Raw genomic sequence first — 25,007 nt, 5'->3', positions numbered from 1 at the left:
TCCTGCGTGGATTGCCGACCGTTCCATCCCGGATGGACAGAGCCTTTGGCATCGTCGCCGCGGCCTCCTGCTCTCAGGCGTGAAGCGCAGGTGAAACGCGCAGGACCGCGGCGCGCCGGGGACTACTGAGGCTACGGAGGCCCGGGCACGACCTCTCCGCTCAGCGCCGCCGCTTCCCGCCAGAGTTCCTCGAAGCGCGCCTTGTTCCAGCGCGCCAAGTCGGTCCCGGCCTCGATCGAGTACCCCTCGAGCGCCATCGCCCCCCGGAAGTCGCGCAGGGCGGCGAGAAGGCGGGCCAGGTTTCGCGCGCCCTGGCCGAGTGGAAGATGCAGTCTCGACTCATCCGCGTCGCTCAGGTGGACGTGGATGACGTGGGTGAGGGCGGCGATGAACGCGGACTCGTCCGCTCCCCAGGGAATGTGTGCGATGTCGAGGACCGTCCCGACGTTCCGGCGGTCCACCTCGGCCACGAGCCGGTTGGCCTGCTCGGGGGTGACGATGAACTCGCCCTGGCGCGGTTCCATGTGCTCGACGCCCACCCGGACGTTGCGGGCGGCCGCGTCGTCGGCGATGTCCCTCAGGCTGGCAACCAGCCGAGGCCAGTAGGTCTCGGCTTCTTCGAAGGGCACCGTGATCCGCCCCGGATGGACGACGATGATCTGCGCCCCGAGTTGACCGGCGAGCGCCACCGATCGGTGGACGGTGTCCAAGGAGGCCGCCCGGATCGGGTCGAGGTGCGAGGAGAGGTTGAGGTCCCAGCTGTGCGCGTGGAGGGTGAGCAGAAGGCCAAGCGATTGGGCCTGCGCCCTAATCGCCGCGGGGTCGGTGCCGTCCTCCGCGAGCTGATAGGCCCACAGCTCCACGCCGTCGTACCCGAGGTCGTGCGCGCTGGCGATCACCTCCTCCGCGGGGTGCGCCCACATCAAGGGGGCACTCAGGAGGACCCGACACCGCCGCTCCACGGAGGGGAGTTCTCCGGGAGCGCTCGGGAGGGGCGGCGGGGGCATGGAGGGCGTCGGCCTCCGCCGCCGCAGGCGGACGATGTCCATGGTCGTTCGGAGCTCGGCCGCCACCCGAAACGGCTTGGTCAGCATGCGGCTGGGTAGCGACGTGAAGAAGGCGCGCGGGCTGCGCGTGAACTCGGTTGTGATCTCAAACGGCTTAGCCACGAGTCGGCGCATGACGCTGTCAACGTACTGCTCCATGAACCTGAGGGTATCCACGACCACCACCCGACCGCAGGCGATGCACAGAACGCGCGAGAGGGAACGCTCGCCGACCGCGACCAGGTGCGACGTCGAGCGGCGGCAGCGGCCGCAGTGGAGTTCGATTTCGTACCGTTCATGACGCGTCGGCATGGGTGGATCCTCCTCCCGGTGACGGCTGCCGACCCGCGGCCGGGCCGGGGGCGAGAGGGGGGCGCATCACCCCCGGGCCTCCTGCTCGACCCGAGGGCGCTCCGGTTGGGTCGGCCCCGCCCGCAGGACCGCTCGGGCGGCGAGGTGGTCGGTGACCAGGACGGTGACCAGCCCCCCGCGCAGGGCCCCGAGAATCGCCTCGGCCTTTTCCAAGCCTCCCGCCACGGCGATCACCGTCCGGATCCGCCTGAGATCATCGAGATCCACCGCCATGGTGCGGGCATCGAGGGCGCCGCCGATGCCCGCCCCCTCCGCGGAGAACGACCGGGTGCAGATATCTCCCACGGCACCGTTCCGGCGCAGGGTCGTCAGTTCACGGGCGTTGAGATACCCGCTGTGGATCAGGGTCGACGAGGGAACGAGTGCGCCGATGCCGACCAGTGCGATGTCGACCCGGCACGCCAGATCGAGCACCCGGCGAATGCCGGGGTCGGTGAGGAGGGCCGTCCGTACGCTGCCGGTGGCGACGATGGCGGGGGCGTGGAGGAGGTGCGCCGTTCCCTGGTGCGCTTCCGCGAGCCGCCGGGCCAGATCGTTGGCGTGGATCTCCGGTGCCGCTTGTCCCAGCCCGCCGACAAGCGGGACCACCGCCGACCGTAGCCTGCGGGGGCGCACGTGGTCGACCAGCGAGGCGAGGGTCGTTCCCCAGGAGATGCCGATCCGCTCCGCGCCGGAGAGCATCCGGTCGAGATGGGCGGCGGCGGCTTCGCCAAGCGCCCGGCGGGTGAGCGAGGGGGATTCGGGCCGCCCGCGGATGACGATCGCTTCGCGGAGACGAAAACGGTCTTCGAGGGTCCGCTCGAGTTCGTGTTGGTGACCGTCGGGGTAGGTCACCTCGATCTTGACGATACCCTCCGCGCGTGACCGGCGGAGGAGTCGCGACACCGTGGGGCGGGACACGCCGAGGCGTTCGGCGATCGCCTGCTGGGTAAGATGCCGAAGATAGTACAGGTCGGCGACCTTGGTGATCAGCGCTCGATCGGCGCTCATGCCCCCCTCCCCTCCGCGTCGAGGCGACCTTGAGATGTGAGGGCCTCCTGCAGGCGGCGCAGGTGGACGATGGTGAGCGCCTCATCCAGCGCGACGTCACCGTCGCTCAAGGCCGACCCCGCGCTGATATGGCGGAGGACCCGGGCCCCCTGGGTGACGCCGATCGGTACGGCGCGGCCGGCCGACGCCTGGGCGGAGGGCTCCACCAGCCCGTAGATCATCCGGCCGCCGATCCCATCCAAGATTTCTCCGGGTCGTAGGTCGCACTTCGCCACCGCCACACACTCGGCCCGCGCCGCGCCGGCGGCGGCCATGGTGGTTTCCCCGGAGAGCATGGCGCGCGCCACCGAGAGCGGAGCCTCCAGGCTCGCCAGATGGTACGGACGGTAGAGGAGGTAGTAGGGTCCCTCACCCATCTTCAGGTAGGCGAGATCCCGCCGGATGGAGCCGCTGGCGGAGGTGACGACGAGAAACACTCCCGGGGCGACGTCGCCGATCGCGTACTCTACCACCCCCCCGCGGCGGAGGATGCCGCCGTCGGCCTCGGGGACGAAGGTGCGGAGGAGATCGGCGAGGTTGGCCTGAGGGCCGTGCATGCCGGGGAGATCGGGGACGAGCCCGGTCGCGTTGGCCAAAGATGCCATCTCGGCCATCGTCTTGGTGCCGTCGACAAACGCCGCGAGCATCCGGGGACTCATGCCCCTGGCGGTGGCCTCGGTGCGCACCGCCTCCGCCGTGGCGGTTCGGTCCAGCCGGTTGTTCTTCCCCTTCCCGGCGCACACCACCTCGAGGCCGACCGCCCGAGCAAAATCCACCATCTCACAGAGGACCGAAGGCTCATCGCCGCCGGCGACGGTGTACACGGTGTGGGACCGACGGGCCAGCCACGCCAGGATGGGTCCTACCGTCACGTCGGCTTCGACGTTCATGGTGATGAACGGTTTGCGAATGGTGAGTGACGCGAACGCCAGACGGGCGCCGGTCTCCGGGTCTCCCGTGGCATCCAGCACCGCGTCCACGGAGGGGGCGTCGACCAGCCAACCGGCTTGGGAGACGATGCACGTGCGCCCCTCGGCCAGAAGCCGGTCGGTTTCCCCTCGACCTCCCGCCACGTCCGCCGAGATCCCGGCCCCCTCCACCGCCGCCAGCGCCCGCTCCACCGCCAGGTCGCAGACGCCGGCGACCCGCATGCCGGGCAGGCGAGCCAGTTGATGCACCAGACCGCTGCCCATCTGGCCGGCGCCGATCACGGCCACCCGGATGGGGTGCCGCTCCCGGTCGAGTTGGGAAAGGCGGTCGAGCAGCCTCATGAACGGATGTTCACGGCGGTTCCCAATGTGCCTTCCCCTTCATCGGGGGGCGCGGGGCTTCCTGCCAGCGGAAGCGGCGATCGTTCGGCGGCGTCGTGGCTGGGATCGGCCCCGGTTCGGCGGGGACAACGTGGTTCGAGGAGGAGATGGCGTGCGATCGATCGGGGCCGGCGGAGCGCTGCCGTGGAGCGCCGATCGATAGGCATTAGGGTCTCGCATTTGACAATCGTCGGAGGAGAGGTATAAAATCGCCGGGATACGGGTATAGAGGTAAGGACGATCCGCGCGCGTCGGTGTGTAATTGCGCGCCGTCCGGCGGCGTCGTCGGTCCCGTGTCGATCGGAGCCTTGCGTGAGGATCACCATCCGGGAGGCTGAGGTCGGAGGCGACCGAAGGACTCCGAGGGCGGCAGCCCGATGCGGCGTCCCGGCCGATGTGGGAGGGAGGCGGTGCTGGGGTGCGGCCCAGATTCGGCGTATCGGGCCGAGCACCGTACGGGCACCGTACTTTAACCGTACTTTAATGGAAGCGACATTGACGGACGGGGGAAGGGCCTCTAAGGCGCCCACGGCGCACCGCCCGGGCTCCGTCGACGATCTCGGTGCCCTCGCAGATCGGCGCCCCGGCACGGGTCGCCGCCGCGACCGAGGGGGGAGTGAGAAGCCGGCCCCAATGACACCCGGGGCGCCACTTTCCCCGGTTCCAGCCGCCGGCGGATCGCGGGACGGCCGCTCCCCACGCAGCGGGGGCGGGCTTTTCCCCGGTGGGTCCATGACGGATGCCGGTCGGGCCGTCGGGGGCTTGGCCTGGGAGGAAACGGTGTCGGCCGCGCTGGTCGCCCGCGATCGGGGCGGGATGGTTCGGCAGCCGTCGGGGAAGCCGTGTGCCCCCCGGTCGGTTAACAGGAGGGACAGCTGGTTGCATCAGCCAGGAGGCGATTCGTGACCAAATCACTCGTCGTTGTAGAATCGCCCACCAAGGCGAGGACCGTGAAGAAGCTCTTGGACCGGAAGTACGAAGTCATCGCCTCGATGGGACACGTCAAGGATCTTCCACGCAGCCAGCTGGGGGTCGACGTCGAACACGAATTCACGCCGAAATATGTTGTGCCCAAGGGGAAAGGGCCGGTCATCAAAGAGCTGAAGGCGGCGGCCAAGAAGGCGTCCGCCGTCTACCTGGCCACCGACCCCGATCGCGAGGGCGAAGCGATCTCCTGGCATCTTGCGTCGATCCTTTCCAAGGTGAACCCGAAGATCAAGCGGATCGAGTTTCACGAGGTGACCAAAGAGGCCGTGCGCAAGGCGCTGCTCGCGCCCCGGGACATTGACATCAGCCTCGTGAACGCCCAGCAGGCCCGCCGGATCCTGGACCGCCTGGTCGGGTACAAGATCAGCCCGCTGCTCTGGCGAAAGATTCGCGGCGGGCTGAGCGCCGGCCGCGTGCAATCCGTGGCGGTCCGTCTGATCTGTGAGCGGGAACAGGAGATCGACGCCTTTGTCCCTCAGGAGTACTGGTCGATCGCTGCCCGTTTGGCGCGGGAGACCGAAGAGGCCGCATTTGTCGCGCGTCTGGTCAGCAAGAACGACGAGAAGATCGACGTCCCGAACGGAGCCACCGCGCAAGCGATCGTGCAGGAAGTGGAACGGCTGCCGTTCACGGTCACCGAGATCCGCCGTAAAGATCAACAGCGGCATCCCTCGGCGCCGTTCACCACGAGCACGCTCCAGCAGGAGGCGAACCGGAAACTCGGGTACTCGGCGGCGCGCACCATGGTTGTGGCGCAGCAGCTCTACGAAGGTCTCGACGTGGGGACGGAAGGAACCGTCGGGTTGATCACTTACATGCGCACCGACGCCGTTCGGGTCGCGGAGGAGGCGCAGCAGCAGGCCCGTGAGTACATCGGGCAGGTGTTCGGTGCGCCCTACGTCCCCGGCCAACCCCGACAGTACCCATCTCGCCGGAACGCCCAGGGGGCCCACGAAGCCATCCGGCCGACCTCCGTGCTGCGCACTCCGGAAATCGTGAAGCCGTTCCTCAAGGCGGATCAATACAAGGTGTACAAACTCATCTGGGAGCGATTCCTCGCCAGCCAGATGGCGTCCGCGGTGCTCGATACGCTGGCCGTCGACATCACCGTCGGCCCCTACCTGTTCCGGGCCACCGGATCGCGCGTGAAATTCCCGGGGTTTCTCCGCGTATACCTCGAGGGGCGCGACAACGGGGAGGAGGACACTCCCGAAGGCTGGCTGCCGGACGTTCAGCAGGGGGAGCGCCTGCGGCTGGTGAGCCTCGATCCCGCGCAACACTTTACCCAGCCGCCTCCCCGCTATACCGAGGCGACGCTCGTGCGCGCGCTCGAAGAGCGGGGGATCGGCCGGCCGAGCACCTACGCGCCGATCATCGAGACGATCAAGCATCGCGGGTACGTGGAGCTCGAGGACCGGCGGATGTACCCGACCGAGCTCGGCACGCTCGTCAACTCCCTTCTGGTCGAGCACTTCCCCACCGTGGTGAACGTCGGGTTCACGGCCCACATGGAGGAGGACCTCGACCGGGTCGAGGAGGGGCAGGAGGACTGGATCCGCCTGCTCCACGGATTCTATGGGCCATTCGCAGAAGTGCTGCACAAGGCCGAGCAGAACATCGAAGAGGTGGAGATGGCGCCCGAGGAAATCGGGGAACCGTGCCCCCGCTGCACCAAGCCGCTCGTCAAGCGGCGCGGGCGCTACGGGCAGTTCATCGCCTGCTCGGGGTATCCGGAGTGTTCGTATACACGCCCCGTCGGGATCGGGGTCAAGTGTCCGCTTGACGCGGGGGAAGTGGTGGAACGGCGCACCAGGAAGGGGCGGATGTTCTTCGGATGCGCCAACTACCCGGCCTGCACGTTCACCTCGTGGGACCGCCCAACCGGGCGGGTCTGCCCCGAGTGCGGGCAAATGCTGGTGGCGAAGCGCGCCCGGCGGGGGACGCCGGCGCCCGTCGTGTGCAGCAACAAGGGCTGCCAGTACAAGGAACTGCCGAAACCGCGAGAGGTCGAGCAGGTCGGGGCGCCGTCCTGAGCCGGTCGGTCGGGCGCAGACGATCTCACCGGCGTCCGGGCACGATCGGGAGGGCGTGGCGCTCGACCACTATCATTGCGGTGCGGCGAGACGGGGTCGTCGCCGTGGGGGGGGACGGGCAGGTGAGCGCCGGCACCACCGTGCTGAAGCACGGAGCGAAGAAGGTCCGGCGCTTGGCCGATGGCGTGCTGTTGGGGTTTGCCGGCTCGGCGGCCGACGGGCTTACCCTCTTTGAGAAGCTTGAGCAGAAGCTGACGGAGTTCCACGGCAACCTCCCGCGCGCGGCGGTCGAACTGGCCAAGGAGTGGCGGACCGATCGAATCCTCCGCCGGTTGGAGGCCCTGATGGTCGTGGCGGATCGAGAGCACATCTTCGTGCTCTCCGGGGGCGGGGACATCGTCGAGCCCGACGACGGGGTGGCCGCGATCGGTTCGGGGGGCCCGTACGCCCTCGCCGCCGCCCGGGCGCTGTTGCAGCACTCACGCCTCTCCGCGGAGGAGACCGCGCGGGAGGCGTTGCGCCTCGCCGCCGAGATCTGCGTGTTCACCAATGACCGGGTAACCGTAGAGGTCCTGCGCTAGCCGATGGAGGGCCGCCGCCGCGCCGATCCTCCACTGGCGATGGTGGACCTGACGCCGCGCCGGATCGTTGCAGAGCTCGACAAATACATCGTCGGTCAAACCGCCGCGAAGCGTTCGGTCGCCATCGCCCTGCGCAACCGGTACCGTCGCAGCCGCCTCGGCCCTGAACTCCGGGACGAGGTGATCCCCAAGAATATCCTCATGATCGGCCCCACCGGCGTCGGCAAGACCGAGATCGCCCGCCGGCTCGCCCGGCTGACCGCGGCCCCGTTTATGAAAGTGGAGGCCACAAAGTTTACCGAGGTCGGTTACGTGGGCCGGGACGTGGACTCGATGGTGCGCGACCTCACCGAGGCGTCGGTGCAGATGGTCCGGAGCGAGAGGATGGCCGTCGTCGAGGTGCGGGCCGCGGCCCAGGCTCGGGAACGGCTCGTGGAGATTCTGGCTCCGGCGTCGCGCCGTGAGGGACCGTACGCCAGCCCGCTGGAGGCGCTCTTTGGCGGCACCCGGACGCCGGCGGCGGAGACCCCCCCTCCCGAGGACGACGCGGCGGAGCTCGCCGGTCGGCGCGCCGCGCTTCGCGACCGGCTCGCCCGGGGCGACCTCGACGAGGAGATGGTGGAGATCGAGGTCGAACAGGCGGCGTCCCCGACGATCGAAGTGTTCTCCGGCCAGGGGGCGGAGGAGATGGGGATCAACCTCCAGGACCTTTTCGGGACCGTTCTCCCCAGGCGGCGCAAGCAACGCCGGATGACCGCCTCCGATGCGCTCCGCGTTCTGACGCATGAAGAGGCGCAGAAGCTCATCGACGGCGACGAGGTGATCCGCGAAGGCATCCGCCGAGCCGAAGAAGCCGGCATCATCTTCATCGATGAGTTGGACAAGATCGCCGGAGGAGGAAGGGACGTCGGTCCAGATGTCTCGCGCGAGGGCGTGCAGCGCGATATCCTCCCGATCCTGGAGGGTTCGACGGTCACCACGAAGCACGGCCCCGTCCGCACCGACCATATTCTCTTCATCGCCGCCGGGGCGTTTCACGTCGTGAAGCCGTCGGACCTGATCCCCGAGCTCCAGGGACGGCTGCCGATCAGGGTCGAGCTCCAACCGCTGACGGAGGAGGACTTCGTCCGGATCATGGTCGAGCCCGAGAACGCGCTGACGAAACAGTACGCCGCCCTGCTGGCCACGGAGGGCATCCGGGTGGAGTTCACCCCGGATGGTGTCCGCGAGATGGCCCGGATCGGTCGCCAGGTCAACGACCAGACAGAGGACATCGGGGCGCGGCGTCTCCACACCATTCTCGAACGGGTCACCGAAGAGATCTCATTTGCCGCTCCGGAGGGGGCGCCGGAGGTGGTGATCGATGCCGCGTACGTGCGCGAGCACCTGGCCGGGATCCTCACCGACCGCGACCTGAGCCGCTACATCCTCTAGCTCGGTCCGCAAGGCCCGGCCGCAGCGCGCGCGCGGGCCCGTGCGGCGCTATTTGTCTCATCGAAGGGCCTATGTTATACTACGGCAAGACTTTCAGCACGCTCCTGGACTGCGTCCGGCGGTGCCCGAGCTCGGGTTCCGGCGCGGGATGAGGGGAGCGGAGGCGAAACCGAAAGGGGATGGAATGCAGTGCCTGTTGTGACGATGAAGCAGCTCCTCGAGGCCGGGGTCCACTTTGGGCATCAAACCCGCCGGTGGAACCCCAAGATGGGCTCGTTTATTTTTACGCAGCGAAACGGGATCCACATCATCGATCTCCAGAAATCGGTCCCCCTGATCGAGGGGGCCTATAAGTTTGTCCGCGAAACGGTCGCGGCCGGCGGATCTGTGCTCTTCGTCGGGACCAAGAAGCAGGCTCAGGATGCGATCCGAGAGGAATCGACCCGCGCCCATCAGTTCTTCGTGAACCAACGCTGGCTGGGTGGAATGCTCACCAACTTCAACACCATCAAGGGACGGATCGACCGCCTCAAGGAGCTCGTGGAAATCCGCGAGAACGGGACGCTGGACATCCTGCCCAAACGGGAGCAGTCCCACTTGATGGATGAGCTGGCCCGGTTGGAAAAGTACCTCAGCGGGATCGCCGCGATGAAGACCCTCCCGTCGGCGATGTACGTCGTCGACACCCGCAAGGAGCACATCGCGATCGCCGAGGCGCGCAAGCTCCGGATTCCCATCGTCGCGATCATCGACACGAACTGCGATCCGGACGAGGCCGACTACCCCATCCCGGGCAACGACGACGCGATTCGGGCGGTCCGGCTGATCACGAACCGCGTGGCCAACGCCGCGCAGGAGGGGTACGAGGAGCGGCGCAAGGCGGAAATGATCGAAGAGGAAGCCGCCCACGCCGCGGAGGAGGCGGTCGAGCCCGCGCCGATGGCGCCGCTGCCCGGGGAGGGTGAGGGCGTCGAGGCGCCGCCGGAAGGAGAGGAAGTTCAGGCCTAGAGCGGAGGACAGAAGCGTTGGAGATCAGCGCCGGTCAAGTGAAAGAACTGCGCGCCAGGACGGGCGCGGGGGTGATGGACTGCCGCAACGCGCTGACCGAGGCGCGGGGAGACCTGGAGATAGCCCAGCAGCTGTTGCGCGCCAAAGGATTGGCGGCGGCGGCCCGCAAGAGCGGGCGGGTCGCCAAGGAAGGCATGGTCACCTCCTACATTCACGGCGAGGGACGGTTGGGCGTGCTGGTGGAGATCAACTGCGAGACGGACTTCGTCGCCCGGACCCAAGATTTTCGGACCCTGGCCCGAGACGTTGCGATGCAGGTCGCGGCGAGTGATCCACGGTATGTCACCCGGGAGGATGTGCCCGAGGATGTCGTCGCCGGGGAGCGCGCCGCCTACCTGGCCAAGGCTCAAACCGAAAGCAAGGCCGGTGCGGCGGCGGCGGCGGCCGCCGATGAGCAGCTTGAAAAGTTCTTCCAAAGCGTATGCCTGCTGCAGCAACCGTTCATCCGCGACCAGGGGCGGACGGTGGGAGACGTGGTGAAGGAAGTGGTCGCCCGGACGGGCGAGAACATTCAAATCCGACGCTTCGCCCGATTTCGGCTGGGCGAATGACGACCGGGGGCGGGCGGCCCGCCTACCGCCGCATTCTCCTCAAGCTGAGCGGGGAGGCGTTGGCAGGGGGCGGTGGACTGGGGGACCTCGATCCGGAGGTCCTTCGGCTTGTGGCCCAGGAGGTGAAGTCCGTCCGCGACATCGGCGTGGACGTGGCGATCGTCGTCGGCGGGGGCAACATCGTCCGGGGGGTGCAGTTCGCGGAGCACACCGGCCTCAACCGGGCGACCGCCGATTACATGGGGCTGCTTGCCACGGTGATCAACGCCCTGGCGCTGATGGACGCGATGGAACGCGAGGGGCTCGAGACCCGTGTGCAGACCGCGATCGAGATGCGGCAGGTTGCCGAGCCGTACATCCGCCGACGGGCGATCCGGCATCTGGAAAAGGGGAGGGTGGTCATCTTCGCCGGCGGCACCGGCAGCCCGTACTTTACCACGGATACCGCCGCCGCCCTGCGGGCGGTCGAAATCGAAGCCGACGCCATCCTCATGGCCAAGAAGGGAGTCGACGGGGTCTACGACAAGGATCCGCGGGGGAGCACGGATGCGGTTCGGTTCGACACCCTGGCGTACATGGACGTGCTGAACCGCGGGCTCAAGGTGATGGACGCCACCGCGACCTCGCTCTGCATGGACAACGACATGCCGATCGTCGTCTTCGACATCGCCCACGCCGGCAATTTGAAGCGGGCGGTGCGCGGAGAGGAAATCGGTACCTTGGTGGGAGGCAGCGTGGGTGATCAACGACGTGATCAGCGACGCTAAAGTCCACATGCAGAAGGCCGTGGATGCGACCAAACGGGAGTTTGGCACGGTCCGCACGGGCCGGGCGACTCCCGCGCTGCTCGAGCGTGTCACCGTCGACTACTACGGCGTTCAAACCCCCGTCACCCAGGTGGCCAGCGTGTCGGTCCCCGATCCCCGCCTTCTGGTCGTGCAACCCTGGGACAAGACCTTGGTGAAAGAAGTGGAGCGGGCGATCTTGAAGAGCGAGCTCGGGCTGATGCCGTCGACCGATGGGACGGTGATCCGGCTTCCGATCCCGACGCTGACGGAGGAGCGCCGCCGGGAACTCGTGAAGGTCGTCCGCAAGCACGCCGAAGAGGGGCGGGTAGCGGTCCGGAACATTCGGCGGGATCACAAGGACAAGCTTGAGCAGCTTGAGACCGGGCACAAGATCTCCGAGGACGACAGCCGGAGGGCGATCGACGACCTGCAGAAGATGACGGATCGCTTCGTCAAGGAGATCGACGCGCTGCTCGGGACCAAAGAGAAGGAGATCATGGAAGTCTGATGCCCCCGGTCGGCGGGCCGCCGGACGTGGTCGGGTTCACCCTGGATGAGGCGACGCGGATCGTCGCCGCCGCGGGATGGACGGTCGAGTCGGTCCTGGAGACCCGCCCGCCGCGCGGGACCCTCCGGGATCCCCGACGGGTGGTACGGGAGCGCGTGGACACGGATGGGCGCCTGATGCTTGTGGCGTGCGGAGAGCGGTCGGACGACGCACGCGTATAGGTGGCGTTGCCCCGACGTTCGGCCCGGGTCACCATAGGGGAGATGGGGGGCCCCCTCGGCTCGAGGGGGCCTTGGTGCATCGGGCGGGGGCCGGGGTGGCGCGCGGTGGAGAGGGGAGTGGCGGGTGAGCAGAGCCCGCGGTCGGACGGTGGCGAACCTAGGGTGGCGGGAGGAGACGGTGCGGGCCTCCCTGGATCCTTCCCGCATGCCCCGGCACATCGCGATCATCATGGATGGCAACGGCCGCTGGGCGGAGGTGCGGGGGCTCCCTCGGGTCGAGGGGCACCGCGTGGGGCGCCAGGCTCTGCGCCGCACGCTGGAGGGGGCGCGCGAGTGCGGGGTGGAGGTTCTGACCCTCTACGCGTTCAGCACGGAGAACTGGCGGCGCCCACAAGATGAGGTGGAGGCGTTGATGACCTTGATGGTCGAGACCGCGCGTGAGGAGGCGCTCGACCTTCAGAAGAACGGCGTGCGCTTCCGCGCGTCGGGGCTGCTCGACGCCATGCCGGCGGGGGTGCAGGCAGCGATTGCGCAGGTGATGGCGCTCACCGAGCACAACACCCAAATCACCCTCAATCTGGCGGTCAACTACGGCGGCCGCAGCGAGATCACCGAGGCGGCCAGGCAGCTGGCGCGGGAGGCGGTGGAGGGCCGGATGGCACTTCAGGACATCGACGAACGGGCGCTGCAGCAGCGGCTGTTTGCCCCCGATCTTCCGGATCCGGACCTGTTGATCCGGACGGGGGGGGAGCACCGGCTCAGCAACTTCCTCCTGTGGCAGGCCGCCTACGCCGAGCTCTACTTCACGGAAATCCACTGGCCCGACTTCCGAAAGCTTGATCTCTTTGAGGCGATCCGCAGCTACCAGTCACGCAAACGACGCTTCGGCGGAGTGGATCTTGGATAGCCTTCCCTCCCCGGCCGACCGTCCCGCTGCCGAGGGGATGGGCCCGCCGGCCGGCGGCGGCATCGAGCGCCCGCGGCCGGGGGGAGACCGGCTGGCAACGCGGCTGGCCACCGCCGCGATCGGGATGCCGCTGACCCTCGCGCTGGTGATCCTCGGGAGCCCGTGGTTGTTTGTGGGAGTCGTTGGTGTGATCTTGATCGGCCTCGACGAATTTTACCGGATGGTCGAGCGCACCGGGTACCGACCGGTGCGGGCGGCCGGGATGGCCGCCGGGGTCCTCTTTGCGGTCGAGGCGGCCTGGCCGAGTCCCTGGCAGTCGGTCGGGCTGCCCGCGCTTCTGGTGTGGACGGTGGCGGTGCAGCTGCGGCGCGGCCGTCCGGACCGTGCGCTGGCCAACACCGGGCTCACCCTCCTCGGCGCGCTGTACGTGGGATATCTGTTCAGCTACGTCCTCCGCCTGCGCGCTCTCGGCCTCGGCTCGACGCATCTGAGCGACCCGGCCCCGGCCTTGCTCGTGATTCTCGTTGTTTGGGCGGCGGACAGTGCCGCGTATTTCGTAGGGGCGATGACCGGGCGGCGCAAGCTGCTGCCCCAGGTCAGCCCGAACAAGTCGCTCGAGGGCGCCGTGGGGGGGATCGTCGCCGGGATCCTCGGGGGATTGGTGTGCGGGATCTGGTTTCGGATCCCGCTCCCGATCGCGGCGACCGTCGGCGGGCTGTGCGCGGCGGCCAGCATCGTCGGGGATCTGTGGGAGTCCGCGGTCAAGCGTGAGGTCGGGGTGAAGGACGCCGGGCGGATCCTTCCGGGGCACGGCGGGATCTTGGACCGATTCGACGGGCTGTTGTTCGCGATGGCCGTGGGTTACTTCACGATGCTCTGGTGGCCGCGGGGATGAGGCGCCGCGTGGCCATCCTGGGCTCGACGGGGTCGATCGGCCGCACCGCGCTCGATGTGGTGCGCCACCTGCGGGGGGATGCGGGCGGCCTGGACGTGGTGGCCCTGGCCGCGAACGACAACATCCCACGGTTGATTGAGCAGGTGGCAGAACACCGGCCGGAGGCGGTCGTGGTCGGAACCGCGGAAGGCGCGGCCCGCATCCGCGGGGGGATCCCCGGATGGCGCGGCGACGTTCTCATCGGGCCGGAGGGCCTCTCCACGCTGGCCGCGGAGACGAGCGCCGACCTGGTGTTGGTGGCCGTGGTCGGCGCCGCGGGCCTCGCTCCGACCCTCGCCGCGCTCGGCGCGGGAAAGGATGTGGCGCTGGCCACCAAGGAGGCCATGGTCGCCGGGGGGGCCCTCGTGACGGCGGCGGCGGCGCGCTCGCGGGCACGGGTGTTGCCCGTGGACAGCGAACATTCTGCGATCTTTCAGTGTCTCGAGCAGGGGGGGGCCGGGGGGGTCGCCCGGCTGTGGCTCACGGCTTCGGGAGGGCCGTTCCTGCGTTTTCCCGGTGAGGCCCTGGAGACGGTCGGGCCGGCGGAGGCCCTCCGGCATCCAACCTGGACGATGGGGCGAAAAGTGTCGATTGATTCGGCGACGCTCATGAACAAGGGTTTGGAGATTATCGAGGCGCACTGGTTGTTCGGCGTCGCCCCGGGGGCGATTGAGGTCGTCGTGCACCCCCAGAGCACCATCCACGCATTGGTCGAGTTCGTGGACGGATCCCTCCTGGCCCAACTCGGGCCGACCGATATGCGGTTGCCTGTGCAGTACGCGCTCACGTATCCCGCGCGGCACCCGAGTCCGTTGAGCCGGTTCGACCTCCGGACGGTGGGAGCCCTGACCTTCGAGGCCCCGGACCTCATCCGTTTCCCCTGCCTCGACCTGGCGCGCCAGGCGTTGGCGCTGGGAGGGACGGGCCCCGCGGCGCTCAATGCGGCGAACGAGGTTGCGGTCGGCCTCTTCCTCGACCGCCGAATTCGCTTTCCCGACATCGCCAGGCTGGTGCGCCGGGTGCTGGACGGACACCGCCCGGTTGCGGTGACCTCGCTCGACGTGGTGCTCGGTGCGGATCGAGAAGCGCGGGCGCGGGCCGAGGCGGCCGCCTGCGCGGCATGATCCGCGCCGCGTGCGGTGCGGCGTGGCATCACGCCGCCGGACCAGGCGAAAAAGGGGAAGAAGAGAGGATATATGATTAGGGGGCGCCTGCTGATCGTCAATACCGATGCGCGAGTCGCCGCGGAGGGAGTCTGAGTGCCTACGCTTGTCCTGGCCATCCTGGCCCTGGAGTTAATGATCGTGGTCCACGAACTGGGGCATCTCATCGTCGCCAAGCGGGTGGGGATTACGGTGCACACCTTTGCCATTGGGTTCGGGCCGCGCCTCGCCGCGGTCACCCGCGGTGAGACGACCTATGCGCTGAACCTGTTGCCGGTCGGCGGCTACGTCAACATGGCCGGCGAGGATCTTGACAGCCGCGAGCCCGAGGAGGCGCCGGAGCGGTCGTTCCGAACGAAGTCGGTCGAGGCGCGCCTGGCCGTGGTGTGCGCGGGGCCGGTGATGAACTTCTTTCTCGCCATCCTCCTCCTCGCGGTGGTCGCCGCGGCGTTTGGGATCCCGGTCGGCGTCAGCAACCGCGTCGGGTCGTTGGTCGCGGGGTATCCCGCGGCCAAAGCCGGACTGAGGCCCGGGGACGTCATCCTGGCGATCGATGGCCGCCCGATGAAGAACGGCGAGGAGATCGTCCAGACGATTCATTCCAGCCACGGGCGGACGCTCGCGATCCTTATCGACCGGACGGGGGGGCAATCCCTGATCCATGTCCCCACCCGGTACGATCCGAGACAGCGGGTCTGGTTGACCGGGTTCTCTCCCTCGGTCATCCGCGCCCACCTCGATCCCGCCCGGGCCCTGTGGTGGGGGGTGACGACGACTGGTCGCGATATCGTCGCCTACCTCAGCGCGCTGGGAGGGCTGTTCCGGTCCGGGCAACTGCTGAGCCAACTGAGCGGCCCGGTGACCGCCGTCAACGTCCTCGACCAGGCGGCCCATTCCGGGGCGGAGACCTTCCTGTACATCACGGCGTTCTTCAGCATCATCATCGGGCTGTTCAACCTCTTCCCGCTGCCGGCGCTGGACGGCGGCCGGGCCGCCTTTCTGGTGGCGGAGGGGCTGCGGCGGCGGCCGGTCGATCCCCGCCGGGAGGGGTACATCCACCTGGTCGGGCTGGCGCTGCTGCTCTGCTTGATCATCGCCTTGACCGTCCGCGACATCCTGCATCCCGTGCACATCCCGCTGCCGTAGCGGGACGAAGCCGTTGATGTTAGAATAGGCCGGATGGATCGCACACAGACGCGGCGCGTCAGAGTCGGACCGGTCCCGGTGGGGGGCGGGGCGCCCGTGTCGGTGCAGTCGATGACCACCACGGATACGCGGGACGTCGACGCCACGGTTGCGCAGATCCAGGCCCTGGTCACCGCGGGGTGCGAGATCGTCCGCGTCGCGGTCCCGGACAAAGCCGCCGCCGCCGTGCTCGGGAAGATCAAGGCCCGCATCTCCATCCCGCTCGTCGCGGACATTCACTTCGACTATCGCCTGGCGCTCGCCGCCCTCGAGGCGGGGGTCGACAAGCTGCGGCTCAACCCGGGAAACATCGGGGTCGCCGAGCGCGTCCGGACCGTGGCACGCGAGGCCAAGAGCCGGAGCGTGCCGATTCGGGTGGGGGCGAACGTCGGCTCGCTCTCGAAGGAGATGCTCCGCAAGTACGGCGAGCCCTGCGCCGAAGCGCTTGTCGAGAGCGCTCTCGACGAGATCAAGATCCTGCAGGACCTCGACTTCCACGATATCGTGATCTCGGTCAAGGCCAGCGACGTGGAGATGGCGATCGCGGCCTACGTCCGCATCGCGGAGGCCGCTCCGTATCCGTTGCACGTCGGGATCACCGAAGCCGGGACGACATGGGCCGGGACGGTGAAATCGTCGGTGGGCCTGGGGGCCATCCTCTCCCGCGGACTCGGGGACACGATCCGGGTCTCGCTCGCCGCCGATCCGGTGGAGGAGGTGAAGGTCGGGTTCGAGGTCCTCAAATCGCTCGGCCTGCGGATGAAGGGACCGATCCTGGTGGCGTGTCCGTCGTGCGGCCGGGCCGACGTCGACATCGTCACGCTGGCCGAGGAGGTGGAGCGCCGTCTGCAGCAGTACCCGGTTCCGGTGAAGGTGGCGGTGATGGGGTGCGCGGTCAACGGCCCCGGGGAAGCGAGAATGGCGGATCTCGGGATCGCCGCCGGCAAGGGGATGGGGCTCATCTTCAAGAAGGGCAAGATCGTCGCCAGCCTGCCCGAGGCACACCTTCTCGAGGGGTTGATGAAAGAAGTGGAGATCGTGGTCCGTGAGAAGCAGGAGGCCGAGATGCGCGAGGCACAGGAAGCCGGAACCTCCGGGTGAGCGGGCCGCGGGCCAGCCTTGGCCTCCGTTCGCGTCGCCTTCCGCACAATCGCCCTCACACTTCGGCGCCGGCCCGCTAGTCAGCGCCGGTGATCTTCTTCCCCCTTCGGGACGACATTCCGTCCCGCACCTTTCCCATCATGCTGTACGTGGTGATGGCGGCGTGCGGGGCGGCGTTCTACTACACCCTCACGCTGCCGACACTGGACGACGCGGCGCGCCTGCTGATGGCCTACGGCGTCGTCCCCGCGGCGGTCACCGGCCGGATCGCGCCCACCCCCGCGCCGCTCCCGGTGCGGTTGGTCGCCAGTCTGTTTCTGCACGGCGGCTGGGGGCACATCTTGGGCAACATGCTCTTCCTATGGATCTTCGGCGACAACGTCGAGGACGCCATGGGGCACGGCCCTTTTTTGGTGTTCTACCTGATCTGCGGAGTGGTCGCCAACCTTGTGCACATCCTCGCGAACCCGCTGTCGGCCGAGCCGACGATCGGCGCCAGCGGGGCCATCGCCGGTGTCCTCGGCGCGTATCTGGTGCTGTATCCGACGGCGCGGGTGCAGCTGGTCATCTGGCTGTTGCTCTTTCTGCGGTTCGTGTGGGTGCCCGCGGTTTTGTTCCTGCCGCTGTGGATCTTCATCCAACTGTTCTCGGGCCTGGCGTCGCTCGGCGTGCCCCAGGCCGGCGGCGTGGCGTGGTGGGCGCACATCGGCGGGTTTGCCTGCGGCATGGTGCTGGTCAGGATATTTGCACAGGCCCCGACCCGGTAACGCGGAATGGCAGCGGACGCAGGAGATCACCGGCGGGCCGCGAAGAACGCCTGCCTGTGACGCCCTCCCGGTCGCGTCGGTGCGGGATGGATCGGGAGCGGGCGATCGGAGGACAACCAGGATGCGGACCATTCGGGTAGAGACTTTGCCGGGAGTCCCGGTGGGCGACCTGCAGGTCGAGATGGTGGAGCGCAAGGGGATCGGCCACCCCGACTCGATCTGTGACGCGATCATGGATCGGGTGTCGGTTGAGCTCAGCCGGGAGTACCTGAGCCAGTTCGGCCGGATCCTTCACCACAACATCGACAAGGCCTTCCTGGTTGCCGGAGATGCCGAGGTCAAGTTCGGAGGCGGAGCGATCCGCGAGCCGATGAAGCTCATCTTCGGCGATCGGGCGACCGAGGGGCTCAACGGCCGGGTCGTGCCGATTCGCGAGCTCGCCATCAGGACCGCCAAGAACTGGCTGCGCGAGAACCTCCGGTTCGTCGATCCAGGCGGACCGGACACCCTCGACGGTCCCCACGTTTCCTACCAGCTGGAGATCAAGCCGGGGTCGGCCGAACTCGTCGACATCTTCAGCCGCAGCGTCATGGGCGCCAACGATACGTCGGCGGCGGTGGGGTATTGGCCGATGACCGAGACGGAGCGGCTGGTGCGCGAAACCGAGCAGTTCATCAACTCCCGCACCTTCAAGGAAGAGTTTCCGGAGGCGGGCGAGGACGTCAAAGTGATGGGCGTGCGGCAGGGGCGGGAGCTGCGCCTCACGGCCGCCGTGGCCTTCGTCGATCGTTTCATCGAAAACGAGGATCACTATTTCCGTCGCAAGCAGCAGATCTACGATGCCGTCACGTCCTTTCTCGCCCGGCGCACCACGATGGATAAGATCCACTTCGACCTGAACACCCTCGACGAACCGGGGCGGGGGGTGGGGGGAATCTACCTCTCGGTGCTCGGCACCTCCGCCGAGTCGGGCGACAGCGGTCAGATCGGACGGGGCAACAAGGTCAACGGCGTCATCGCGATCAATCGACCGATGGGCACCGAGGCGGCCGCCGGCAAAAACCCCGTCTCCCACGTGGGAAAGATCTACTCGATCTTCACCCATCAGGTGGCGCAGAAGGTGTTCGAGGAGGTCGAGGGCGTTCGCGAGGCGTACGTCTGGATGGTCAGCCAGATCGGCAAGCCGATCGATGAGCCGGTCGCCGCCGCCCAGATCATCCTTGCCAAGGGCGCGCGCAAGGCCGCCGTCGAGCGTCGGGTCGGCGAGGTGGTGGACCGCGAGTTGGCCGGGATCCAGGTCTTCTGCCGCGAATTGGCCCAGGGGAAGTACAGCGTCTGCTGAGGCGCTTCACCTCGGCCCGTCGGTCGCACACCGCCGCTCCTCCGACACCCGACGAATCGTGCGGGTCTCCTCGACCGGCAGGGGGCTTCGCCCGAGGGCGGCGGCACGTGGATGAGATCCAGGTCCTCTCCGCGCAGCAGCTCCGGGCGCACGGCGCGCAGTTCATCGCCCTCCTCCAGGACGCGGTTGACAGCGGGGCGTCGGTAGGGTTTCTGCCGCCGCTGGCGGAGGCCGATGCCCGCGCCTATTGGATGAGCGTGGCGGCGGGGGTGGCGGGCGGCACGCACCTCGTCCTCGCAGCGGTGGTCGGCGGCGTCGTGCAGGGGACCGTCCAACTCGCACTCGCGGCCATGCCGAACGCACGCCACCGCGCCGAGGTGATGAAGCTGCTCGTGCACCGCGCGGTCCGCCGCCGGGGCATCGGGCGTGCCCTGATGCTGGCGGTTGAGCGGGCCGCCCGCGGCGCCGGCCGGACACTCTTGGTCCTCGACACCCGCCCCGGCGACGCGGCCGAACGTCTCTACGCGAGCCTCGGCTACGTTCGAGTCGGCATCATTCCCGGCTATGCCCAAGCGGCCTCGGGCCCCCTCGCCGATACGGTCGTCATGTACCGTCACCTTGACAGCCACGCGGATCCGGGGCCACAATAAACGTAGCATCGCATCCGGCCCCGCTTCCGTCGCGGGCGGGGCCGTTTTCTGCGTTTGAGCCGCAGAGGTGAGATCGTGCCAACGTATGAGTATCGGTGTACACGCTGTCACCACGAGTTTGAGGTTGTCCACGCAGTAGGTGAGACTGTCGAGCGCTGCGAGCGCTGCAAAGGGCCGGTGCGCCGCGTGTTTTCCGCGCCCGCCCTCATTTTTAAAGGTTCGGGATTCTATGTCACCGATAACCGAAAATCCCCCGCCCCGGCCGAGGGGGAAAGCAAGACCGCCGCGCCGACCAAGGTGTCCGCGGGCGGATCGGACGCCGGATCCTCTTCGTCCTCGACGAAGCCTTCGACCGCCGAGTCGAGTTCGGGTGACGGCAAGAAAGCCACATAGCCGCACCTGGCGGGAGGTGGCGCGGTGCGCCGGCCCGGCCCTCGTCGGGCTTTGCGCGCTCTGGTGCCTCGCGCCCGCGCCGCCGTCCGCCGCGAGCCCCGCGGCGGACGGCGGCCTAGAGGTCCGGCTGGGGTTCGATGGGATCGTTAAACTCGGGGTGACGGTGCCGATCCTGGTCGTGGTGCCCCCGCTGGCGCGATCGGGCCACGCCGAACTCGAGGTGGACGCCCCCGCACTCGGGCCCGAGATCGGGCGGGTCATCACCTCGACCATCGTCCCCTTCGAATCGGTCGCCGGGGCAGGCCAGGTGATCCGGGCCCCGGTGACGATCCGCGATCCCCGACGCCCCGTGACGATCCGCGTCGCCGTCAACGGGGAGCCGGTCCTGCAGACCGCGGTGGCCATCGCGCCGGAACAGGTCGGTGACCGCGTGCTGGTCGTGTTATCCGACGACCGCGTCGGCCTGGCCGCCCTCAGCCTCCTTCCCGGCCGGGTTGCGGTTGGGTACGTCACGGCGGACGCGCTCCCCCACAGCTTTGAAGAGTACGCCGCGGTCGATCTCCTCGTAATTCGCGGCCTCGATCCGGCCCTGCTGGACAGCGCCCAGCAACAGGCGCTGCTGACATGGGTGCGTTTGGGCGGACGCCTTCTGCTGATCGCCGGCCCCGGCACCCGGCAGCTGGCGTTTCTCGACCCGATTCTTCCTGCGGACGTGGGGGGGCCCCGCGTCGCTCCCCCACCGGTCGAGCTGGCGGCCCGGTACGGCGGCGCGTTCCCGCCGGCCCCGCTGGCCGCGACCACGCTGATCCCTCGCGCCGGGGCCCGCGAGGTCCTGGGCGGCGGGGGCCCCCTGATCGCCGCCCGCGACGCGGGCGCGGGTCAGGTGACGATCTGGGGATTCGATCCGTGGCGGTCTCCGGTGTTGGAATGGAAGGGGCGCCTCCGCCTGTGGGACGAGGTGCTGGGCGGGGGGGCCGCGTCGAGCATTGACGCGGCGGCGGTCGCCGAGCAATTGACCACGGGCACACCCCTCGACCCGGGGGTCCACGCGCAGGTGGGCGGCGCGATCCTCCTCTATCTCGCGGCGGTCCTGGGGTTGCTGCGGTGGAAGCCGACGATCGCGGGTGCCGGGGCGGCGGTGGTGATCGCCCTGGCCGGGCTGGGTGCATTTTCCAGCCTGGCGGAACTCACCCGCCACCGATCCGCGACGCTGGTCCAGGCGACGGTGCTCGGACCCGTCATCGGGTCGGGGGAAGCGAAGGCCGTCGCCGTCGCCGCCGTGGCGGTGCCCTACGGCGGGCGGTACAAGGTTACGGTCTCTCCGGATATGGTCGCCGATCCGATGACCCCCACCGGCGATCTTCGGATGGAGCTGACCTCGGGCGGCACCGTCCTCACCGGCGTCCTCCGTCCCGGGGAGCCGCCCCGCCCATTTGAGGCGGTGGGGGCCGTGGGCCTCGTCGCGTCGGCGTCGCTGGCGGACGGTGGGCGGACGCTTTCCGTCGACCTGGGGCCCCTCCGCGCCCGGCGTGTCGAACTCCGGTGGCGCGACCGCGTCTACTCGGTGGGGGATCTTCCGGCCGGCCGCACGGTTCGTGAGCTGCACCCGGATGGGTGGATCGCGGCCACGGCAGATGGGCGATCGCTGCCCGAGCTCCCCGCCCGCGTATTGGACGGGATCTTTCAGGGGCCGAACGGCGATGCTATACTTAATGGCGCGACACCGGTGCTGGTAGGTGAGTTGGAGGGACCGGCGCCGGTGTTCGCGCTCGGGGGCGCCGGGGCGCCGCGCCAGCGGCTCACGATCCTGCTGCTACCTCTGGAGCGCCGGTAGGCGGGAGGACGCCGTGGAGAATCCGGTGCTGCGCGGGGACTTGCGGGCGCGGAGCGGAAGCCGCAAGATCTGGGTTCTTCAGGCGGTCTACCTCGGCATGCTCGGCGCGCTGGTCTTTCTCGGACTACCCCCCGAACTCGGCCGATTCACCGAGTCAAACGAGACAAGCCTGTACGTCGCCGTGCTCTGGGTGCAGATCGTGATGGTTGCCTACTTCGCCTCGGCGTGTCTCATCCAGGAGATCGCCGTGGAAGGAGAGAAGGCGGCGATCGATCTGATCTTCGCACCGTTTTCCCCCGCGACGATTGTGATCGGCAAGAGCGTCAGCTCGCTCGTGACGATCGGTTACTGGCTGGTGCTGGGCGCGCCCCTCCTGGTCCTGACCACGGCGATCCGGCAGATCCCCACGGTCTCGCTGCTCCCGACGGCGAGCGTGATCGCGGTGGCCGCCTGGGGGATCGCCCAGATCGGTCTTCTCTACGGCGTGTTCTTCGACGCGGAGTTCCTGCGGACGGTGGTGCACTGGGCGACGCTGTTGGTGATCTTTGTCGGTACGACCCTACTCCCACTGCCGCTTCACGGGCTGAACCCAATCGTCGCGGTGACCGATGCCGCGCGGGGGCTCCTCCCCGCTGTCCCGATGGCGACCTACGCAACGATCGGTGTGGGCTGTGCGCTGTGGACCGGTCAGCGGCTGCGCAGCCTGGCGGCGGGATGACGCGCGAGTCGATCGCCCTGCACGAGGTGCTCGGCCGGGTGCGGTGGCGGCTGGGCCTGGGGGCCGCGGTCCCCTTCCTCGGCCGGGCGGCGGCGGCGGCGTCCGCGGGGATTCTAGTGTGGGCGCTCGCGACGATGATCGTTCCGATCCCGTTCCCTCTGCGCGCCGCGGCGGTGATCTCGGTGGGGGCGCTCGCCCTCAGCCTGCCCCTGCTGGCGTGGTTGATGCGGCCGCCGCTGTTGCAGGCTGCCCGTATGACCGATCGCCGCCTCGGCCTGGCCGATCGGCTCAGCACCGCGGTCGAACTGCTGGAAGGGCCTTCGCCGGGAGTGGGGTTGGCGCGCCTGCAGATCGCCGACGCGGTGGAGGTCGCGGGCGGGGTCATCCCCCGCACGGCCGCGCCCGTCCCATTTCCCCGAGGGCTGTGGCCGGCGGCGGCGTGCGTCGGCGCTCTGCTCGTGTGGGCGCACTTCCTGCAGGGATGGTCGATCCCGGGCTGGCCCGCGGCGCGGAACGCCGTCGTGATCCGAAGCGAAGGTCGCGCGCTGACCGCGATTGCCCGGCAGCTCGAAGCGGCGGCGCGCACGCAGGGACTTCCCGAAGCCCGCCGCGCCGCCCCTGATCTGCAGGCGTTGGGGCGGCAGCTTTCCGGGCCGCGGGTGTCGCGGCAGTCCGCGCTGGGGTTGCTGGCGGACGCGAGCCGGCAACTGCAGGCGGCCGAGAATCGTGTCGCCCGACGCCTCGGAGGCGCCGGGGTGCGCGGCACGCAGAGCGCGCGCGACCCGCGCCTCGCGCCGACCTCCCCCGCCGATCCTCGGCTGGACGGAGCAATCCGCGAGCTGGAGTCGCTCACCGGACAGCTGCGCGGCGAGCGGAATCCCAGCGCGCGCCAGGATTTGTCCAAGCGGTTGAGCGCCCTCTCCGACTCTCTGGACGAGATGAATGCGCCAAACTCCGCCCGACAGAACCTTGCGAAGGCGCGCCGCGAGGTGGAGCGCGACCGTCTCCCCGCCGCCGCCTCGGCGCTCGGGGACGCCCTGCAGGACCTCACAGGGTTGGAGCGGATGCTCGGCGACGAGCAGGCACTCGGGGACGCTCACCGCCAGGTGCAGCGATCGGCGGAGCGGATCGCCCGGGGCGGGCCGCTGGGGAACAGCCGCGCGCAGGTCACCGGGCAGGCCCAAACCGAGAAGGCCCCGCCGCCGACCGCCCCGGGGCCCAACCCCGTGGCGCCCGGCGACGAAGCCGGCACCCCGCCTCCCCCCGGTCCCAACCAGGGCAGCCGGCCCGGTCAGGGGAAGGGACCCGCGCTCGGCGCCCCCACCCAGCGGCTCGGCGGCACCCGGGCCGAAGAGCACCTGACGGGGAAGCAGGGGGAGGGCAGTTCGCTCACTCGGGATCTGGTCGCCCCGGGGCGCGCCGGCTCTCCGCAGCTTCCCACGGCGCCGGTGCCGGCGGACGTCGCCCACCAGAACGACCGGGCGGTGGCGCAGGATCAGATTCCGCCCGAGTACCTGACCGTGATCCGCCGGTACTTCGAGACCCTGGGGGGCGGGCGATGAGTGATCCGCTGTCCCGCGAAGCCGAGGCGTTCCGCGCAGTCTACGACGCGATCCTGTCGGAGCTGCGCCGGGTCATCGTGGGTCAACAGGAGTTGCTGGAGTTCGTCGCCATCGCCCTGCTGGCCGGCGGGCACGTGCTCCTGGAAGGGGTGCCGGGGCTCGGCAAAACGCTCCTCGTGCGCACCCTCGCCCAGGCCCTGGCGCTGAACTACGCCCGCATCCAGTTCACGCCGGACCTGATGCCCGCCGACATCCTCGGCACCAACCTCATCGTCCAGGACGACACCGGACGGCGCCGGTTCGAGTTTCAGCCCGGGCCGGTGTTTGCCCAAATCGTGCTGGCCGATGAGATCAACCGCGCCACCCCCAAGACGCAGTCGGCGCTGCTCGAGGCGATGCAGGAGCACGCCGTGACGATCGCCGGAGAGTCGCGTCGGCTGGAGGAACCGTTTTTCGTCATGGCGACCCAAAACCCGATCGAGATGGAAGGCACCTATCCGCTTCCTGAGGCCCAGCTCGATCG

General features: G+C 68.9%; 23 protein-coding genes. 20 read left to right on the top strand and 3 right to left on the bottom strand.

The window, feature by feature from the left end; all coding sequences use genetic code 11:
- Positions 1-131 precede the first annotated feature (131 nt).
- From VKV57_14495 to VKV57_14485, 3 genes are all read right to left on the bottom strand, one after another.
- Positions 132-1,358, bottom strand: a complete 1,227-nt coding sequence (locus tag VKV57_14495) for a sugar phosphate isomerase/epimerase family protein (protein ID HLW61112.1) — start codon at positions 1,356-1,358, stop codon at positions 132-134.
- Between the two features lie 66 nt (positions 1,359-1,424).
- A complete protein-coding gene (locus VKV57_14490) occupies positions 1,425-2,408 on the bottom strand; it encodes a sugar-binding transcriptional regulator (protein ID HLW61111.1) in 984 nt (327 codons plus the stop codon).
- A complete protein-coding gene (locus VKV57_14485; GenBank protein ID HLW61110.1) occupies positions 2,405-3,718 on the bottom strand; it encodes an SAF domain-containing protein in 1,314 nt (437 codons plus the stop codon). Before VKV57_14485 ends, VKV57_14490 begins: the two co-directional genes overlap by 4 nt.
- A 941-nt stretch (positions 3,719-4,659) precedes the next feature.
- On the opposite strand from VKV57_14485, the gene topA reads away from it, so the two are divergent.
- From topA to VKV57_14385, 20 genes are all read left to right on the top strand, one after another.
- A complete protein-coding gene (gene topA / locus VKV57_14480; protein HLW61109.1) occupies positions 4,660-6,777 on the top strand; it encodes a type I DNA topoisomerase in 2,118 nt (705 codons plus the stop codon).
- A 44-nt stretch (positions 6,778-6,821) separates the two neighbouring features.
- Positions 6,822-7,358, top strand: a complete 537-nt coding sequence (gene hslV / locus VKV57_14475) for an ATP-dependent protease subunit HslV (protein ID HLW61108.1) — start codon at positions 6,822-6,824, stop codon at positions 7,356-7,358.
- A 3-nt stretch (positions 7,359-7,361) separates the two neighbouring features.
- A complete protein-coding gene (gene hslU / locus VKV57_14470; protein HLW61107.1) occupies positions 7,362-8,792 on the top strand; it encodes an ATP-dependent protease ATPase subunit HslU in 1,431 nt (476 codons plus the stop codon).
- A 189-nt stretch (positions 8,793-8,981) separates the two neighbouring features.
- Positions 8,982-9,800: a 30S ribosomal protein S2 gene (rpsB, locus tag VKV57_14465; protein HLW61106.1), complete on the top strand. Its 819-nt coding sequence runs from the start codon at positions 8,982-8,984 to the stop codon at positions 9,798-9,800.
- 17 nt (positions 9,801-9,817) lie between these two features.
- Positions 9,818-10,411 (top strand): translation elongation factor Ts, encoded by a 594-nt coding sequence (gene tsf, locus VKV57_14460; protein HLW61105.1) that lies wholly within the window; start codon positions 9,818-9,820, stop codon positions 10,409-10,411.
- A complete protein-coding gene (pyrH, locus tag VKV57_14455) occupies positions 10,408-11,178 on the top strand; it encodes a UMP kinase (GenBank protein ID HLW61104.1) in 771 nt (256 codons plus the stop codon). Before tsf ends, pyrH begins: the two co-directional genes overlap by 4 nt.
- Positions 11,150-11,707: a ribosome recycling factor gene (frr, locus tag VKV57_14450; protein ID HLW61103.1), complete on the top strand. Its 558-nt coding sequence runs from the start codon at positions 11,150-11,152 to the stop codon at positions 11,705-11,707. Before pyrH ends, frr begins: the two co-directional genes overlap by 29 nt.
- A complete protein-coding gene (locus tag VKV57_14445; protein ID HLW61102.1) occupies positions 11,707-11,928 on the top strand; it encodes a hypothetical protein in 222 nt (73 codons plus the stop codon). Before frr ends, VKV57_14445 begins: the two co-directional genes overlap by 1 nt.
- 178 nt (positions 11,929-12,106) lie before the next feature.
- Positions 12,107-12,835 carry an isoprenyl transferase gene (locus VKV57_14440; GenBank protein ID HLW61101.1) on the top strand — a complete coding sequence of 243 codons (729 nt, stop codon included), beginning with the start codon at positions 12,107-12,109 and terminating at the stop codon, positions 12,833-12,835.
- The gene (locus VKV57_14435) at positions 12,828-13,730 is read left to right on the top strand and encodes a phosphatidate cytidylyltransferase (protein HLW61100.1); all 903 of its coding nucleotides are present in this window, start codon (positions 12,828-12,830) and stop codon (positions 13,728-13,730) included. Before VKV57_14440 ends, VKV57_14435 begins: the two co-directional genes overlap by 8 nt.
- Positions 13,727-14,893, top strand: coding sequence for a 1-deoxy-D-xylulose-5-phosphate reductoisomerase (locus tag VKV57_14430; GenBank protein HLW61099.1), 1,167 nt, complete (start codon positions 13,727-13,729; stop codon positions 14,891-14,893). The genes VKV57_14435 and VKV57_14430 overlap by 4 nt, the downstream gene beginning before the upstream one ends.
- 135 nt (positions 14,894-15,028) lie before the next feature.
- A complete protein-coding gene (locus VKV57_14425) occupies positions 15,029-16,078 on the top strand; it encodes a M50 family metallopeptidase (GenBank protein HLW61098.1) in 1,050 nt (349 codons plus the stop codon).
- Positions 16,079-16,111: 33 nt separating this feature from the next.
- Positions 16,112-17,218, top strand: coding sequence for a flavodoxin-dependent (E)-4-hydroxy-3-methylbut-2-enyl-diphosphate synthase (ispG, locus tag VKV57_14420; GenBank protein ID HLW61097.1), 1,107 nt, complete (start codon positions 16,112-16,114; stop codon positions 17,216-17,218).
- An 89-nt stretch (positions 17,219-17,307) separates the two neighbouring features.
- Positions 17,308-17,985: a rhomboid family intramembrane serine protease gene (locus VKV57_14415; protein HLW61096.1), complete on the top strand. Its 678-nt coding sequence runs from the start codon at positions 17,308-17,310 to the stop codon at positions 17,983-17,985.
- A 121-nt stretch (positions 17,986-18,106) separates the two neighbouring features.
- Positions 18,107-19,327: a methionine adenosyltransferase gene (locus tag VKV57_14410; protein HLW61095.1), complete on the top strand. Its 1,221-nt coding sequence runs from the start codon at positions 18,107-18,109 to the stop codon at positions 19,325-19,327.
- A gap of 107 nt (positions 19,328-19,434) precedes the next feature.
- A complete protein-coding gene (locus tag VKV57_14405) occupies positions 19,435-19,977 on the top strand; it encodes a GNAT family N-acetyltransferase (protein HLW61094.1) in 543 nt (180 codons plus the stop codon).
- A gap of 409 nt (positions 19,978-20,386) precedes the next feature.
- A complete protein-coding gene (locus tag VKV57_14400) occupies positions 20,387-22,204 on the top strand; it encodes a hypothetical protein (protein HLW61093.1) in 1,818 nt (605 codons plus the stop codon).
- 25 nt (positions 22,205-22,229) lie between these two features.
- Positions 22,230-22,922: a hypothetical protein gene (locus VKV57_14395; protein ID HLW61092.1), complete on the top strand. Its 693-nt coding sequence runs from the start codon at positions 22,230-22,232 to the stop codon at positions 22,920-22,922.
- Positions 22,919-24,484 (top strand): hypothetical protein, encoded by a 1,566-nt coding sequence (locus tag VKV57_14390; protein ID HLW61091.1) that lies wholly within the window; start codon positions 22,919-22,921, stop codon positions 24,482-24,484. Before VKV57_14395 ends, VKV57_14390 begins: the two co-directional genes overlap by 4 nt.
- Positions 24,481-25,007 (top strand): AAA family ATPase (locus VKV57_14385; protein ID HLW61090.1); only part of this gene is annotated, 527 nt, incomplete at its 3' end. The genes VKV57_14390 and VKV57_14385, both read left to right, overlap by 4 nt.

This window comes from bacterium, assembly GCA_035307765.1.
GTDB lineage: Bacteria > Sysuimicrobiota > Sysuimicrobiia > Sysuimicrobiales > Segetimicrobiaceae > Segetimicrobium.
The sequence above is the reverse complement of the archived record's forward strand: the minus strand, read 5'-3'. Positions and strand labels throughout refer to the sequence as shown.

Bases quoted from the DNA above. Each gene is read 5' to 3' on its own strand.
- VKV57_14495 (HLW61112.1), bottom strand. From the start codon at position 1,358: ATGCCGACGCGTCATGAACGGTACGAAATCGAACTCCACTGCGGCCGC.
- VKV57_14445 (HLW61102.1), top strand. From the start codon at position 11,707: ATGCCCCCGGTCGGCGGGCCGCCGGACGTGGTCGGGTTCACCCTGGAT.
- VKV57_14410 (HLW61095.1), top strand. From the start codon at position 18,107: ATGCGGACCATTCGGGTAGAGACTTTGCCGGGAGTCCCGGTGGGCGAC.
- hslU (HLW61107.1), top strand. From the start codon at position 7,362: ATGGAGGGCCGCCGCCGCGCCGATCCTCCACTGGCGATGGTGGACCTG.
- ispG (HLW61097.1), top strand. From the start codon at position 16,112: ATGGATCGCACACAGACGCGGCGCGTCAGAGTCGGACCGGTCCCGGTG.
- VKV57_14485 (HLW61110.1), bottom strand. From the start codon at position 3,718: ATGAGGCTGCTCGACCGCCTTTCCCAACTCGACCGGGAGCGGCACCCC.
- VKV57_14490 (HLW61111.1), bottom strand. From the start codon at position 2,408: ATGAGCGCCGATCGAGCGCTGATCACCAAGGTCGCCGACCTGTACTAT.
- VKV57_14390 (HLW61091.1), top strand. From the start codon at position 22,919: ATGACGCGCGAGTCGATCGCCCTGCACGAGGTGCTCGGCCGGGTGCGG.
- pyrH (HLW61104.1), top strand. From the start codon at position 10,408: ATGACGACCGGGGGCGGGCGGCCCGCCTACCGCCGCATTCTCCTCAAG.
- VKV57_14430 (HLW61099.1), top strand. From the start codon at position 13,727: ATGAGGCGCCGCGTGGCCATCCTGGGCTCGACGGGGTCGATCGGCCGC.